Annotated in this window: 16 protein-coding genes; 3 read left to right on the top strand and 13 right to left on the bottom strand. The window is 65.5% G+C overall.

Features of this window, described 5'->3' with window-relative positions:
• Positions 1 to 166: 166 nt before the first annotated feature.
• The 3 genes from ACWF5H_RS05090 to ACWF5H_RS05080 form a co-directional block, all read right to left on the bottom strand.
• A complete protein-coding gene (locus ACWF5H_RS05090; RefSeq protein WP_452035249.1) occupies positions 167 to 853 on the bottom strand; it encodes a histidine phosphatase family protein in 687 nt (228 codons plus the stop codon).
• Between the two features lie 7 nt (positions 854 to 860).
• Positions 861 to 1,730 carry a zinc metalloprotease HtpX gene (htpX, locus tag ACWF5H_RS05085; RefSeq protein ID WP_452035247.1) on the bottom strand — a complete coding sequence of 290 codons (870 nt, stop codon included), beginning with the start codon at positions 1,728 to 1,730 and terminating at the stop codon, positions 861 to 863.
• 134 nt (positions 1,731 to 1,864) lie between these two features.
• Complete coding sequence (locus tag ACWF5H_RS05080) at positions 1,865 to 3,145, bottom strand: MFS transporter (RefSeq protein ID WP_452035245.1); 1,281 nt, start codon at positions 3,143 to 3,145, stop codon at positions 1,865 to 1,867.
• 299 nt (positions 3,146 to 3,444) lie between these two features.
• Here ACWF5H_RS05080 and ACWF5H_RS05075 point away from each other — a divergent pair, with 299 nt between their 5' ends.
• Together ACWF5H_RS05075 and ACWF5H_RS05070 are read left to right on the top strand one after the other, a co-directional pair.
• Positions 3,445 to 3,906 carry a Fur family transcriptional regulator gene (locus tag ACWF5H_RS05075; protein WP_364644030.1) on the top strand — a complete coding sequence of 154 codons (462 nt, stop codon included), beginning with the start codon at positions 3,445 to 3,447 and terminating at the stop codon, positions 3,904 to 3,906.
• Complete coding sequence (locus ACWF5H_RS05070; protein WP_452035243.1) at positions 3,907 to 5,406, top strand: catalase; 1,500 nt, start codon at positions 3,907 to 3,909, stop codon at positions 5,404 to 5,406.
• A gap of 84 nt (positions 5,407 to 5,490) precedes the next feature.
• Here ACWF5H_RS05070 and ACWF5H_RS05065 read toward each other — a convergent pair whose 3' ends face one another.
• Both ACWF5H_RS05065 and ACWF5H_RS05060 read right to left on the bottom strand, forming a co-directional pair.
• Positions 5,491 to 5,823: an ankyrin repeat domain-containing protein gene (locus ACWF5H_RS05065; protein WP_452035363.1), complete on the bottom strand. Its 333-nt coding sequence runs from the start codon at positions 5,821 to 5,823 to the stop codon at positions 5,491 to 5,493.
• Between the two features lie 164 nt (positions 5,824 to 5,987).
• Positions 5,988 to 6,578, bottom strand: coding sequence for a TetR/AcrR family transcriptional regulator (locus ACWF5H_RS05060; protein WP_452035241.1), 591 nt, complete (start codon positions 6,576 to 6,578; stop codon positions 5,988 to 5,990).
• Positions 6,579 to 6,726: 148 nt separating this feature from the next.
• Between ACWF5H_RS05060 and ACWF5H_RS05055 the strand changes: the two genes are divergently transcribed.
• Positions 6,727 to 7,089, top strand: a complete 363-nt coding sequence (locus ACWF5H_RS05055) for a hypothetical protein (protein ID WP_452035239.1) — start codon at positions 6,727 to 6,729, stop codon at positions 7,087 to 7,089.
• Between the two features lie 117 nt (positions 7,090 to 7,206).
• Here ACWF5H_RS05055 and ACWF5H_RS05050 read toward each other — a convergent pair whose 3' ends face one another.
• The 8 genes from ACWF5H_RS05050 to ACWF5H_RS05015 form a co-directional block, all read right to left on the bottom strand.
• Complete coding sequence (locus tag ACWF5H_RS05050) at positions 7,207 to 8,634, bottom strand: FAD-dependent oxidoreductase (RefSeq protein ID WP_452035237.1); 1,428 nt, start codon at positions 8,632 to 8,634, stop codon at positions 7,207 to 7,209.
• A gap of 119 nt (positions 8,635 to 8,753) precedes the next feature.
• Positions 8,754 to 8,936 carry a hypothetical protein gene (locus ACWF5H_RS05045; RefSeq protein ID WP_452035235.1) on the bottom strand — a complete coding sequence of 61 codons (183 nt, stop codon included), beginning with the start codon at positions 8,934 to 8,936 and terminating at the stop codon, positions 8,754 to 8,756.
• A 204-nt stretch (positions 8,937 to 9,140) separates the two neighbouring features.
• Positions 9,141 to 9,617, bottom strand: a complete 477-nt coding sequence (locus tag ACWF5H_RS05040) for a hypothetical protein (protein WP_452035233.1) — start codon at positions 9,615 to 9,617, stop codon at positions 9,141 to 9,143.
• Between the two features lie 49 nt (positions 9,618 to 9,666).
• Positions 9,667 to 10,116 (bottom strand): hypothetical protein, encoded by a 450-nt coding sequence (locus ACWF5H_RS05035; protein ID WP_452035231.1) that lies wholly within the window; start codon positions 10,114 to 10,116, stop codon positions 9,667 to 9,669.
• A 79-nt stretch (positions 10,117 to 10,195) separates the two neighbouring features.
• Positions 10,196 to 10,354 (bottom strand): hypothetical protein, encoded by a 159-nt coding sequence (locus ACWF5H_RS05030; RefSeq protein ID WP_452035229.1) that lies wholly within the window; start codon positions 10,352 to 10,354, stop codon positions 10,196 to 10,198.
• 370 nt (positions 10,355 to 10,724) lie between these two features.
• Positions 10,725 to 11,627 (bottom strand): hypothetical protein, encoded by a 903-nt coding sequence (locus tag ACWF5H_RS05025; protein ID WP_452035227.1) that lies wholly within the window; start codon positions 11,625 to 11,627, stop codon positions 10,725 to 10,727.
• Positions 11,624 to 12,106: a hypothetical protein gene (locus ACWF5H_RS05020; protein WP_452035225.1), complete on the bottom strand. Its 483-nt coding sequence runs from the start codon at positions 12,104 to 12,106 to the stop codon at positions 11,624 to 11,626. The genes ACWF5H_RS05025 and ACWF5H_RS05020 overlap by 4 nt, the downstream gene beginning before the upstream one ends.
• Before the next feature lie 2 nt (positions 12,107 to 12,108).
• Positions 12,109 to 14,925: a hypothetical protein gene (locus ACWF5H_RS05015; RefSeq protein ID WP_452035224.1), complete on the bottom strand. Its 2,817-nt coding sequence runs from the start codon at positions 14,923 to 14,925 to the stop codon at positions 12,109 to 12,111.
• Positions 14,926 to 14,935: the final 10 nt, after the last annotated feature.

The following is a 14,935-nucleotide window of genomic DNA, read 5'->3' as shown; positions in this document are numbered from 1 at the left end:
TTGTTTTGTGGTTACAACATAGGACACCGCCCAGTGCTGAACTGTGACATGTGGGCGGAAACGGGCCACAGCCGCTGGCGAGGCTCCTCAGCCCGCCGGCCAGGCTCCTCGGCCCGCCGGCGAGGCTCCTCAGCCGAGGAAGGCCCGGGCAGCGAAAAGCCCGTCGTCAGTCCCGGGAATCAGTGGGGATGCGGGCCGGATTGATCGGATCGGCGGTGGGACCGTCGGCGAGCGGGGCGGCCAGTTCGGGCCCGCCCACGGCTTGGCCCATCCAGGTGAGCGCCTCCCAGCCGTCCGTGCCGCCGTCGAGGACCACCACCCCGGTGTTGCTCAACTGGTTCTGTGCCACGAACGGGATCGTAAGGTTTGAGGCCCGCGCGCCGGCCCAGCTGCGGATCATCGCTCCGTGGCTGACCACGGCTAGGGTGCCGATGCCGGCGGCGCGGGCCTCGTCGATGACGGCATCGAAGCGGCCGAATGTTTCGTGCCCGTCCGGGCCACCGGGCATCCGCCGGTCCAGGTCGCCCGATGCCCAAGCAAAGACCGTGGTCATGTAGGCAATGATGGCGTCGCGGTCGCCTCGCATTTCCAGCTCGCCGGCCGAGATTTCGCGCAGTCCGTCGTGGACATCGGTCTCAAGCTTGCGGGCGGCGGCCAGCGGGGAGGCGGTGAGCTGGGTGCGGACGAGCGTGGAGACCAGGAGCGCGTCGATCGGTTCGCCGTCGAGCGCCGTCGGCAGAGCACGGGCCTGCTCCTCGCCCAACTGGGTCAGTTCGGCACCGGGCGCACCAGTATCGAGCAGCCCGCGGACGTTGGAGGGTGTCTGCCCGTGCCGGATCAGCAGCAGTCGCATGCGGGCCTCAGTAGCCCAGCGGCCGTCCGGCCATCCGTTCCAGCCGCGCCACGCGGTCGTCCATCGGCGGGTGGGTGCTGAACATCTTCTTGACGCCGCCGCCCTTGAACGGGTTGGCAATCATCAGGTGGCTGGTGTTGACCAGCTTCTGGTCCTGCGGCAGCGGCGCCTGCTGTGTGCCGTATTGCAGCTTGCGCAGCGCGGAAGCGAGCGCCAGCGGGTCGTCGGTCAGAGTGGCGCCGTCCTCGTCCGCGTCGTATTCGCGGGTGCGGCTGACTGCCATCTGGATCAGCATGGCCGCGATCGGGGCCAGCAGGGACATGGCGATCAGGGCGAGCGGGTTGGCGTTGCGGTCGCGGCCGCCGAAGAACAGCATGAACTGGGCCACCGAGGTGATGACACCCGCCACGGCCGCCGCGACGGAGGAGGTCAGGATGTCCCGGTTGTAAACGTGCATCAGTTCATGGCCCAGCACGCCGCGCAGTTCGCGCTCGTCCAGCAGGCGCAGGATGCCCTCGGTGCAGCAGACCGCCGAGTTCTTCGGGTTGCGCCCGGTCGCGAAGGCGTTCGGAGCCATGGTCGGGGAAACGTAGAGCCGGGGCATCGGCTGGTTGGCCCGCGTGGATAGTTCGCGGACGATTCGGTACATTCCGGGCTGATCCGCTTCGGTGACCGGGTAGGCCTGCATGCTGCGGATGGCCAGCTTGTCGCTGTTCCAGTAGCTGTAGGCCGTCGTGGCCACGCCGATCAGGGCCATGATCCAGATCCAGTTGGCGCTGCCGGTCCCGCTGGCTAACAGCGCGCCGATCGCCAGCAGCAGGGCGAAGAGACCGCCCAGCAATCCTGCCGTTTTCAGTCCGTTGAAGTGGTTGTGCACAGCCTGTAAGTCCTCTCCCGCGCCGATGCGGCCCTCTGCCGCTGCGGGCGCAGCATGTCCGGTTTCAGTGTATCTACCGCACACTTAGTCCAACGCCGGATTCCGGCGGCAGGTTCCCAGCGTCCCGGCGGCAGCTATGGCTCCGGGTGCCTGTCGTCGTAGCGGGCGAATCTGGGCTGCAACCGGTGCAGCAGCCCGACCAGGCAGACGCAGGCGATACCGCCGGCCACGGCTGCGAAACCCTCGCCCAGCCATTCGCCGCCTCCGCCGGCGACGGCATCGCCCAGCCGCGGGCCGCCGGCCACCACCACAATAAAGATGCCCTGCAACCGTCCGCGCATGGCGTCGGGCGTGGCCGATTGCAGGATGGTGTTGCGGAAGACGCCGCTGACCGTGTCCGCGCCACCGGCAACGGCAAGGCAGAGGACCGCGGGCAGCAGCCACTCACTGACATCGCCGGCAGCCGCGGCGTCGGCACGGCCCGCCATCACGACGACGGCGCCGAACCCGGCAACGGCGATCCCCCAGACCACCACGCACCACAGCACCGCCAGCCCTTGCCTCCGGACGCCTCCCAACGGCCCGGAGAACACCGCCGCGAAGAACGACCCGGCTGCCACCGCGGCCAGCAGGATGCCCGCGGTCGCCTCGCCGCCACCGATGATTACCGCTCCGATGGCCGGCATCAGCGCACGCGGCTGGGCCAGCACCATCGCGGCCAGGTCCACCAGGAACGTCATCCGGATGTTCGGACGGGTACGCAGGAACTGCAGTCCTTCCACCACTGATTGCAGGCCGGCCTTGCGTACGTCCCCCTCGGGCGGGATCGGCGGCAGCTTGAGCACCGCCCAAATGGCCGCCGTGAATGTCAGAACGTCCAACGTATAGGTCCAGCCGAAGCCCACATTGGCCACCAGCACGCCCGCGGCCAGCGGCCCGATGGTCATGCCCAGACCGAACGTCATCATGGTCAGCGCATTGGCGGCCGGCAACATCTCCCGCCGCACCAGCCGCGGCACAATCGCACTGCGAGCCGGCTGGTTGATCCCGGCCGCCGCCGAGTGCACCGCAATCACCAGATACAACAACCACACCTGTTCCAGCTGGAACCACGCCTGCAGGGCAAACACCGCGGTGCAGGCCCAGAGCACCAGACCGGAATAGAGTGCTACCTTCCGGCGGTCGTGGGCGTCCACCACCGAGCCGCCGTAGAGCCCCGCCAGCACCAGCGGAATCAAGCCGACGACGCCGACCGCGCCCACCGCCCACGTCGATCCGGTGAGCTGATAAACCTCCAGGCTCACCGCCACGGCGGTCAACTGTGCGCCGATCGCAGAGAGCGACGTGCCGATCCACAACCGGCGGAATTCCGGGCTCTCCGTCAGCGGCGCCGTGTCGGCGAACAGTTTGGGCATGGCGGAAATTCTAGTTGCCCGCGGCACCTTTCCTCGGCCGGCGGGGCGCAGGCGCGGAGCGTGGCGTCCCTGACGCGGCGTCGCGGAGCGTGGCGTCCCGGAGCGCGGAGTCGCGGAACGTAGCGTCCCGGAGGCAGCACTCTCCGACGCAACAGTCACGCCGCCACCAGGGCGGGCCGACAGACCGAGGCAAGACACCGCCGTCGTGCTTGTTCGACACCTGCAGTTCACCGACTAGTCTGGACTCGTTCCAGAACATATTCTGGACTGAGTCCAGAAAAGCTGTCAGAATGGCTGTCATGGTCGATATGAGGGAACCCGAGGACATGTTGCGCGAGGCTTCGCTGCGCGTCACCCGTCCGCGGACCGCGGTGCTGGAAGCAGTCCGCGCGCACCCGCATGCCGACGCCGATGCCATCACCGGCATGGTGCGGGACGAGCTGGGCGGGGTTTCGAAGCAGGCCGTGTACGACGTGCTTGCCGCGTTGACCGATGCCCGGTTGCTGCGCCGGATCGAGCCGTCGGGCTCCCCGGCGCGCTACGAGGCCCGGGTTGGCGACAACCACCACCACGTGGTGTGCCGGCGGTGCGGCGACATTGCCGACATCGACTGCACCGTAGGCGAGGCACCGTGCCTCACGGTGGGCGATAACCACGGCTTCTCGATTGACGAAGCCGAGGTAACGTTCTGGGGCATCTGTCCCGCCTGCAGTGCCACGAAAGACCTTCAATTGGAAGATCCGACAAGGAGCGATACATAAATGGCTGATAACACCAAGCCGTTGACAACCGTTGCGGGCGCGCCCGTAGCGGACAACCAGGACAGCCTGACCGCTGGTCCCCGCGGCCCGATGCTGCTGCAGGACGTCTGGTTCCTGGAGAAGATGGCGCACTTCGACCGCGAGGTCATCCCCGAGCGCCGCATGCATGCCAAGGGCTCCGGTGCGTTCGGTACCTTCACGGTGACCAACGACATCACCAAGTACACCAAGGCCAAGATCTTCTCCGAGGTCGGCAAGAAGACCGAACTGTTCGCCCGTTTCTCCACCGTTGCCGGCGAGCGCGGCGCAGCCGACGCCGAGCGTGACATCCGCGGCTTCTCGGTGAAGTTCTACACCGAAGAGGGCAACTGGGACCTGGTGGGCAACAACACCCCGGTGTTCTTCTTCCGCGACCCGCTGAAGTTCCCCGACCTCAACCACGCGGTGAAGCGTGACCCGCGCACCAACCTGCGCAGCGCCGAGAACAACTGGGACTTCTGGACCAACCTGCCGGAGGCCCTGCACCAGGTCACCATCGTCATGTCCGACCGCGGCATCCCGGCGTCCTACCGCCACATGCACGGCTTCGGATCGCACACCTACAGCTTCATCAACGACGCCGGCGAGCGTTTCTGGGTGAAGTTCCACCACCGCACGCAGCAGGGCATCAAGAACCTCACCGATGCCGACGCCGCTGCTCTGGTCGGCGAAGACCGCGAGTCGCACCAGCGCGACCTGCTCGACTCGATCGACAAGGGCGACTTCCCGAAGTGGAAGCTCATGGTCCAGATCATGCCCGAGGCCGACGCTGAGACTTACAAGTACCACCCGTTCGACCTGACCAAGGTCTGGTCCAAGAAGGACTACCCGCTGATCGAGGTTGGCGAGTGGGAGCTGAACCGTAACCCGGAGAACTACTTCGCCGACGTGGAGCAGGCTGCCTTCACCCCGGCCAACGTGGTGCCGGGCATCAGCTTCTCCCCGGACCGCATGCTGCAGGGCCGCCTGTTCTCCTACGGTGATGCGCAGCGCTACCGTCTGGGTGTCAACCACCACCAGATCCCGGTGAACTACCCGCGCGGCGCAGGCCTGGTGAACTCCTTCCACCGTGACGGCTCCATGCGCGTGGACGGCAACCAGGGCGCAACCCCGGGCATCGAGCCCAACGGCTACGGACGCTGGCAGGAACAGCCGGCGTACCGCGACCCGGCCCAGGCCGTGGGAGCCGTGGCCGACCGGTTCAACTTCCGCGAGGACGACGACAACTACTTCGAGCAGCCCGGCATCCTCTTCCGCGAGAAGATGACCGCCGAGCAGCGCCAGGTGCTGTTCGAGAACACCGCCCGCGCCATCGACGGGGCATCCGAAGCCACCATCGAGCGCCACATCGCCAACTGCACCAAGGCCGACCCGGCCTACGGCGAGGGCGTGCGCAAGGCCATCGAGGCCCTTCAGGCCGGCAAGCTCTCCGCGACGGACGTGAACACCGACTCGGCGTAATGCCCCTCGCCTGACGGCATAAAACTGCCCGGGACCAGCCATTGCGGCGGACCCGGGCAGTTTTTCGTTGTTAGGAGCCGATGCCTACTTCTCCAGCAGGTGCTCGCGGCCGAACATCTTGGCCGCATCCCGCGCGGACGGCGTGCCGGCATCCACGTCCGCGCCGGCCGCCAGCAGCTTGGCCACGACCGCGTCCTCACCCTTGAAGAGGGCACCGGCAATCGGGGACTGGTCACGGACGTTGCGGATGTCCGGGTTGGCACCCCGGGCCAGCAGCATATTCAGGGTCTCTTCCTGCCCATGGTAGGCAGCCAGCATCAACAAGGTGTTGCGGTCCGGGTCCAGCGCATCCACGGGCAGGCCGTGGTCGAGGAACTCAGCCAGCTCGCCGGTTTTGCCTTCGCGGGCCAAATCCATGGCGATGCCAACAATCCGTTGGGTCTGATCTTCACTGAGCGGCTTTTCGTTGGTCACTCCCCCAGACTATGCGAGCCTGTACCAAACCACGACGGCGGAGCCCGGCTTCTGCCGCTGCGGCGCCTTTTGCGGTGGTCGGCGCGCCGCTTCACTTGCCGAGGGCGTCAGGGGGCTGCCTGCAGGAGGCGCTCCAGCAACAAGTGGAACGCTGCTTTGGCCCCTTCCGGCGGCTCGGCGGCTGCGACCTGTCCGAACCACAAGCCGCACAGTCCGGCGGCGAAGAGCGTTCCCTCGGCTGCCGATGTCTGCTCGTCTGCCCCGCGTGCGCTGAGCCAGCCTGCAGCGGCTTCGCGCCACAGGGAAAAACCCGCCGCCCGGAGTGCGGATCCGTCCGGCGCGGACTGTGCGGCGGCCGCCCGCTGGATGGCCGCCTCGAATCCCAGCCGCTGGAGCACGCGGCTCTGCGGAGTCTGTGAACATTCCCAAATCTGCAGCAACTGCTGGCGCAGTGCAGGGGCGTCCAGGCCCGCCAACTGCTCAGGCGATGGCGCCGAGAGCTGCTCCTGGACCCGGTGCACAATCTCCTCGAGCAGCTGTTCGCGGTGCCCGAAATGGTAGACCAGCATGTAGCTGCTGATGCCCAGGGCTTCGGCCAGCGGGCGGAAGGACAGCTCGGCCAGGTTCTTGTCCTGCAGGTAGTCCAGGATGTCTTCGAGCAGCTGGGGCTTGCGCTGCGGGTTCTGCGGTCTGGCCATGCGGTGCGCTTCCTCCTGCTGCTCGGACCTGTGCTGGTACGACGCCGATCGGTTTCGCTCCGCGAGCGGTCGTATCCGGCCGGGTCTCAGCTTAGCCGCTGGGTTTGCGTGCGCGCCGGAACGCGCGAATCACAGGCTCTTCCGCGACTTGCCGGAACACCTCGCGCATTTACGGCCCGCGCCTCCCATACTTGGTGAAAGGGCCGACCCAGGGGAATCGGACCGGCCGGCCGCCGGCAGTGAAGCGAGCAAGGAAGCGGGCAACAAGGCGATGGTGGTCCCAGCACAGTCTCGATTGCAGCGGTTCGGAGGGCGGTTCCGGGCCCTACTCAACCGCCAGGCCGCGGAAATTCAATCCGGGACGGAACTTCCGCCCGCGGATCCGTATCAAACGCTGCTCAACAGCCTGCGTTCCACCTACCCCGGAGCGCGCCTCAGTCTGGCCGGCAACGGCAAGGTCCGGGTGGAACTGCCCGGCGGAGACGTGCTGCGCTTCTACGTCAAGGGTTAGGACTCCGCCACCGGCACGCCGTTCGGGGTCTCTACTCGGCGCTGGCGCGCCTCCATCGACCACCGCACTCGGCGCTGGCGCGCCTCCATCGACCATCGACGGCCCGGCCAGCTTGCCTCAGTGCTGCGAAATCTTGATCATGTCTTCGCGCGGGACCACCTTGACGCGCTCGCGCTCGACGGCGGGAGCACCGTCGTCGTTGTTGTCCGCCACGAAGGAGGCGCCGAGCTCCCGCTCATGGGCGTCCAGCTTCAGCCAGCCTTCCCAGGTCGTGTACGCAACGCCGCGCTCTTCGAGCAGCTTGATGATGGCGTCCTCGTCAGGTTCTTCGGCGGCCGGCAGGTCCAGCCGGTCCTCGAGCAGGAAGCCGATGGTCTCCAGCGCATCGCCCTTGGTGTGACCGATCAGGCCAACGGGGCCGCGCTTGATCCAGCCCGTGGCGTAGATGCCGGGGACGGGGCTTCCGCCCTCGTCGATCACGCGCCCGCCCTCGTTGGGGATCACGCCGCGGCGGGCATCGAAGCCGACCTCGGGCAGTTCGGAGCCGAAGTAGCCGATGGCCCGGTAGACGGCCTGGACCGGGTACTCGACGATTTCGCCGGTGCCGCGGACATTGCCGGTGCCGTCCAGTTCGTTGCGCTCGAACTTGATCGCGGCAACATGGCCGGCGCCGTCCCCGGTGCCCTCGACGATCTCCAGCGGTGTGTGCAGGAAGTGCAGGTGCAGCCGACGTGAGGCACCGGTGTCCTGTTCCTCCACCAGCCAGTTGGTGAGCGTGTTGACCATGGTCTTGGTCTGGTTGTTGGTGCGGATGGCCTCGTCGGATCCCTCGTCGAAGTCGAAGTCCTCCGGGTACAGCACAATGTCCACGTCGCGGGAATGCGAGAGTTCGCGCAGTTCCAGCGGGGTGAACTTCACCTGGGCGGGGCCGCGCCTGCCGAAGATATGCACGTCGGTGACCGGCGAGCCCTTCAAGCCCTGGTAGACGTTGTCCGGAATCTCGGTGCTGAGCAGGTCCTCGGCGTGCTTGGAGAGGATACGGGCCACGTCCAGCGCCACGTTGCCGTTGCCGATCACCGCGATCTCTTTGGCGTCCAGCGGCCACTCGCGCGGCACATCCGGGTGGCCGTCGTACCAGGAAACGAACTCGGCGGCACCGTAGGACCCGTCCAGCTCAACGCCCGGAATGTCCAGGGCCGCATCCTTGATGGCGCCGGTGGCGAAGATGACGGCGTCGTAGAAGTGCCGGAAGTCGCTCAGGGTCAGATCCTGGCCGTAGTCGACGTTGCCCAGGAAGCGGATGTCGCCGCGGTCCAGCACCTTGTGCAGCGCGTTGACAATGCCCTTGATCCGGGGGTGGTCCGGCGCCACGCCGTAGCGGATCAGGCCGTACGGGGCGGGATAGCGGTCGAAGAGGTCGATGCTGACCTCGAAGTCGCGCTCAGCTTTGGTGAGGATGTCAGCGGCGTAGACGCCGGCTGGTCCGGCGCCGATGATAGCCACCCTGAGGGGACGCTGGCTGATGGCCTCGGCAGAGTTAGACACGGGCAGTCCTTCTTCTTGTGGAATCCTCCTGCGCAATAAGCGCACAGTTTCCTATTCTAAATGCCCGCGGGTTTGCCGCCTAACAGTGTGCCGTGTATCTCACCCCGCGCACGGGGCGCTCAGCGGCCGGAGCCTGGCAGGCCGGCCAGCCGGTTCTGCATGAACTGCAGATCCTGCACGTCGTCCTCGGCCGCGACGGCCCGGTACACCCCGGCATCCGCCTTCTCGAGTTGCAGGCCCTCGGCAAAGTCGGCGTTGTGACCGGTATAGGAGAGCTTGAAGAGGCGCCGGCCGCCATCCATAGCGGAATCGAGGACCCGGAAAGGAAGCCCGTTGAAGGTGCAGGAGACGTTCAGTTCGTCGAGGTCGATGACGTCCGCCAGAGGAACCTTCGCCCGCCCGGCTCCCGCAGGGTCTTCTCGAAACCCGACACGTCCGCCGGGGGTCCCCGGCCGACGCGAGCACCGCGGTGTTGCCTCCGGTGGCCCGACCTCGGACTTTCGAAGTCACGACGATCGTTCTATTCGTTCGACTTTGATGTCAGTCAGCGCATTCTGGGGAACCCAGCCGAAAACCCACGAACGGTCGTATTCTTCGAAACCGTATTCCCGGATCAGCGCATCCCAATGGTGACGCGGTTCATGGGGTTCTGTCTCGACCGCTAGGCGGCCCTGATCGTCCTGCGCGATGACGCGCACGTATACCTGGATATCGTGGCCAGTTGAGTCGTGCAGCGGGACGTAGCCGGTGGTCAGGATCCCGTGTACATCGGAGACTTCGGCTTCCGGAACGCGGAAACGATAGCGCACTGGAGTACGAGCGAACCTGTTCGGAAAGGTGTCCCGCTTCCATTCGGGCCCGAGCCGGTCTCCCCCGTCCTGAATAAGGGTGTACTCGCCTGTGGATGAGACCGGTGAGCGCAGTTCCAGTTCGCGGTTCCGCCACGTACCGTAATAGCCAGTCAGTTTCGTTCCATCAGGCATCCACAAGGCCTTGACCCTTCCCGGCCCGGACAACCTGCTTGTCGGACAGTCATCCATCACGCTCTGTGCGCTCGATGGTGATATCGACGAGGGCGTGCCGGGGAACCCATCCGAAAACAAAGGCATTCTCGTAGCGCTCAAACCCGAATTCCTCCACGAACCCGTTCATGAAGTTCGGCGCGGCCCCGCCCAAAGTCTGCACAGCGAGGCGCCCTTCGTCTTCCTCCGCCAGCAGTTCGACCGACACCCGATCCAGCTTGGCCGTGGCACGAATGGAATGTAAGTCCGAAACTTCGTTCGCGTCTACGATGCGTCGGAAGCGAACCGGGGTGCGGGCAAACCGGTTCGGAAAATGATGCTCAGCCCACTCCGGCCCCGGACTGTCGCCTCCATCCTGGATCAGGACGAGCTTCCCCCTGAGCGGCCGGGTGCTGTCCAGTTCGAACTCCTCGCCCCGCCAGGTACCGTACGATCCTGAAAGCTTGGTTCCGTCACTCATCCACATGCGTTGCACCATGCTTTTACTGAGTCCCGCGGCGACCTTGATATGAGCGGACGCTCAGGGAGTCGAGCAGGACTCATTCCGATACCTCGGTGCGTTCGATAGAGATGTCGGCAAGGGCATGCGGGGGGACCGATCCGAAAACGAACGCGTTCCCATAGCGCTCGAACCCGAATTCGTCCACGAACCGGTCCATGAAGTTCGGCGGTACCTGACCCAACGTTTGTACCGCCATCCTCCCCGCGTCACCCTCGGCCAGAAGCTCAACCAGAACTCCTTCGAGTCTGGCCGTTGCCCGAACGGAATGGACCTCGGAGACAGAGGCTGCTTCGACATCCTTGTAGAATCGGACCGGCGTACGGGCGAACCTGTTGGGAAAGTCCAAGCGTTTCCAGTCCGGCCCGGGTTGCACGCCGCCGTCCTGGACCAAGGTCAGGTTTCCGCGATCGTTGGCGGAGCTCCACAGCTCCCATTCACGCCCATGCCAAGTCCCATAAGTACCACTTAGTTTCGAACCGTCTTTGCGCCACATAATCCCAGTTCCAATCCGGTTTTCCTCTCCTAAGCACCAAGACGCAGCCTTGCATCGCAAGCGCACTTGACACTCAGCGGGTGGCGCCCGGCAGGCCTGCCAACCGGTTCTGCACGAACTGCAGATCCTGCACATCGTCTTCGGCAACAATGGCCCGGTACACACCGGCATCGGCCTTATCGAGCTGCATACCCTCGGCAAAATCGGCGTTGTGACCGGTATAGGAGAGCCTGAAGAGGCGCCGGCCGCCATCCATAGCGGAATCGAGGACCCGGAAAGGAAGCCCGTTGAAGGTGCAGGAGACGTTCAGTTCGTACATGTCGGTGATGTCCGGCAGCGGAACCTTCGCCCGCCAGACCCCTCTCGGGGTCTTCTCGAAACCCGAGACCTCCGCCGGAGGCTCGCCGGGTGATGAGAGCACGACCATGTCGCCGTCGCCGACCACGTCGGCAACGAATTCTGCCCCGCGCCAAGCGGCACGCCAGCCCAGCAACGACGACGGCGGTACGGGCTTCGGCTCCACCTTCACCTCAGCGGCGACCACCGCCCAGCCCCGGGCTACATCGACATAAACCGCGAGCAGATCCTCCGCTCCGTCCCGGCCGATGCGCCAGAGTTCCGCTCCGGCCGGCAAACGCGTTTCATCGAGGTAGAACAACGGCGCCTGCCCACCGTCCCAGGACGTGAATCCGGTTCCGGTAAACGGCTCACGGTCCACAAACTCCGGAGCAAGCGCGTCGTGCAGGTAGTTCCCGACCGGTGCCTGGAACCGGAGCACGTCGATAGTTTCCGCATCCCGCTGCCACGGAGACCCTGAAAATCCCAGTCTGTGGGCGTCAAACAGCAGTTCGGGGGTCCGTGCCCCGACGGCGTCCGCTGCCCGCAGCACGTAGCCGGCGACCGTGTCCGCGGAGTTGGCCAGATAGCTGCGGCCCAGGGCCGGACTAACAGCTTTCTGCAGGATCGTTCGGGTCAAACTGCCAGCTCCACTCTTTCCGACTTGAAGTCCGTCAGCGCCGTCCCCGGAATCCAGCCGTAGACCCAACTGCGGTCATATTCTTCAAAGCTATATTCCCGGATGAGCGCATCCCAGTGGATGCGGGATTCGCGCGGCATGGTCTCAACTGCCAACAGCCCTTCTTCGTCCTGCGCGATGATTCGCACATGGGCTTGGATATCGTGGCCCGTGCTATTGGTGAGCGGGACATATCCCGTAGCGACGATCTCATGGAGATCGGATACCTCGGATTCGGGAACCTTAAGATAGTGCCGGATAGGCGTCCGGCCAAACCGATTCGGAAACTCCAGTGTGGACCACTCCGGCGCAGGCTTATCTCCGCCGTCCTGAATGATCGTCAGTTTCCCCTCGTAGGGGGTTCGTCGCTGGAGTTCCACCATCTGCCCCTTCCACATTCCGTAGATACCGTCCAACGGAGTTCCATCGCGAAGCCACATGGTTACACCCTAATCCAACGTTCTCCGTCGAATCTCCCGATCAGAACCTCTTGTCCCGCCTTGTTAATCCGCCACATTTCCGCGCCCGGATCAAGAGCGGTGCCTTGATTCACCTTGAGTTCGGGTACTACCGGGGACTTGTGGACCCGGCTGCTGGTGAAGCCGTGACCGGTGTTGGGCCAGGCAGCTTCGTCCGGCTTGATATCGTCACCGTGGGCATTCGCGACCTCGGCTTTAGTCCGTTCTACGTCCTCCGGCCGCTCCGGGGCATTGGTGCGCTCTGCGGCCGATCGGTCATAACGGAGTTCATCGACCCGGCTGCGGTTCGACAAGTCCGGTATCTCGATCTTTTGCGGCGTCTCGGTCTTGAACCGGATGGCAACGATGTCATTGACTTCCCCTGCCTTAAAGGCCACATGACGGGTAGCGTCATCTCCCAACCAGTAATCGAGCCTTAGGCCTTGAACGATGTCATCTACGGACTTCAAACCAGCGGTATCAGCCGCCTGACTCACGAATCCGCCAATGGTACCGGGAAAGCCGTCCGTACCCGCGAGGACATGGGCGGCATCTTCTACCGACATGACCTTCTGGTAAAGCGTGTTCCTATCGCCGGTTCCCATCGCATGACGCAGATCGTGGATGAGCGCCGCCTGGTTGTCGGTCAGGTCGTAGTAGTAGCGGTTGGTGAACGGGGCCAAGGCATGTTCGACGGCGCTAGCATTCTGCGGCGGTGCGGACCAGAGCCCGCTCGGTTCGCCGAACTCGCGTTCGACCAGGCCGGCCAACTGCTGGTCGATGACGTCGTCCGGGAGCTTGCCGTCTGGCCCGCGCAGGTCGTCGAGGCGGGCGAGGTCGCTTTCCGGAAGGTGCCGTTGCAGGACTGATTCTGCATCAGCCCAGTTGGCGGGCGTAGTGGAACGCGGGAGCTGGGCGATCTGGTCGGAGCGGGTCGACACCGTGTGGGTCTCGCCATCGATGATGACTTCAGTCGGCTGGCCCGACTCGTCACGGCGGACGATGACTTCGGGCTCGTGTGCCCCCTCCGCGGCGGCACCCTCGCTATCGGGAGTGGTCTGCGCGTTGTCCGGCTCCCGTGCCGTCTGGGGAGCTTCGGCATCCGGAGTCTGGTGCGGCGCTTCGGCGTCCGGGGTATTCCGCGGAGCCTCGGTTTCCGGGGTATTCCGCGGAGCCTCGGTTTCCGGGGTGTTCCGCGGTGCCTCGGTTTCCGGGGTATTCCGCGGAGCCTCGGTTTCCCGGGTGTTCCGCGGCGCCTCGGTTTCCGGCGTGGAACCCCGTCCGGCGTTGGTCTCCGGGGTTTCGATCCGCTGGCCGTACTGCGGCGGTGCGGAGCGGTCCGGGAGGGTGTAGCCGGACTGGCCGGAGGGCGGCTTGGGTCCGTCGGCGTCGAAGTTCATGGTGCTGTTGGAGTTCCGGCTGGAGGGCATCTCCACGTCGAACCGGTGCGGCGTGGTGAAGCCGCCGCCGGCGGTAGCCACACGCGGGCCGCCGAGCGCATTGGCGAAGTTGTCAGCGCTGGTGCGCACCGACGTCGTGAGGTTATCCAACCCGGTGCGCAGGCCGGTGGAAGCATGTCTGAGCCCGTCGGTGATGGTGTGTCCGGCGGTGCTGACGTACGGGCGGACGGTGTTGCTGACCGTCCTGAAGCCGCTGGTGGTGACGTCGATGGCGGTGAACTTGAGGTTGCTGGAAAAGTCGAGGGCCCGCGTGGTGACGCCCGCCGTCTTGGTCAGGCCCGAGAAGTCCAGCACCTTGGAGGCCACGCCGCCGGCCCTGCTGACGGCCGTGACCTTGTTGGCCACGCCACCGACCTTCGCGGCAGCTCCGCCGCCGGCGGTGAGCAGGATGGCGGAGAGATCGAACGCCGTGGCGCCGGCGGCGTAGGCCGGATCGCGCTGCCAGTCGTCCCAGTGGATGGCTGCCTTGCCCACGGCGAGCAGTTCCTCGCCGGCCTTCTTGACCGTGCCCGGTCCGCCGATCTTCTCGGCCACCACTGCCGTGATCGGGCTGGAGACGATGGCAACGTTCAGGGCGATTTGGCCGATGCCCTTCCAAGTGGCCGCAAAGGTTTCCCCGTCGGTGAAGTTGACCATGTTCCACAGGCCGGTCACCGTGCCGGTAATGCCGCTCCAGACGCCTTTGCCAAAGGACACCACTCCGTCCCAGGCATCCCGGTACCAGGGCTTGTCCCACTCCGTGGGCTTGCCCCACGGGATGTGGCCTTCCCCGGTGGCGGAATCCAGCTGTTCGGCCGAGTAACCGTAGGCTTGCTGGCCGGTGCCCGGGCCATCCTGCGTGTTCTCGACCAGGGTGATGCCGCCGTACAGCGCGGTGATGGCATTGTGGCATGCGCGTTCGGCCGCCATGTGCTCTGCCGCCAGTGCATTGGCGTCCTTGAGGAGCTGGTTGTCGTCGTTGACCAGGTCCTCTTCCTTGCGCCAGTCGTCGCCTTCGCTGGCGATCCGCGAACGTATGCCGTGCCAACGGACCACCAGCGCGTCATAGCGGGCCTTGAAGGTGTCGGCCCAGTCGGCAAACGTTTCGATGGCCGATTTGATGGCGGCGGTGTCGGCCTTGATCTCCTCGGCGGTGGTCTTGACCGGTTTGACCGCAACATAGACTTGGGGTGCTTCCGGCGACTTGTAGACCGCTTCCAGCCCGCTCCAGTCGCTCTCGATCAGCTCGACGGCGTCGACAATGCCCTCGGCCGTCTTATCCAGCGCCCTGGCGTGGGTGCGCAGAAGTTCGGCGTCGGGCCGCGGCGGGTATGCCTCGGCATACGGATCCCAGGCCGTCATGAATTCCCCT

It is taken from the genome of Arthrobacter sp. NPDC055138, from assembly GCF_053607305.1.
Note: the sequence above shows the minus strand (reverse complement) of the source record. Positions and strands in the feature narration are given on the sequence as shown.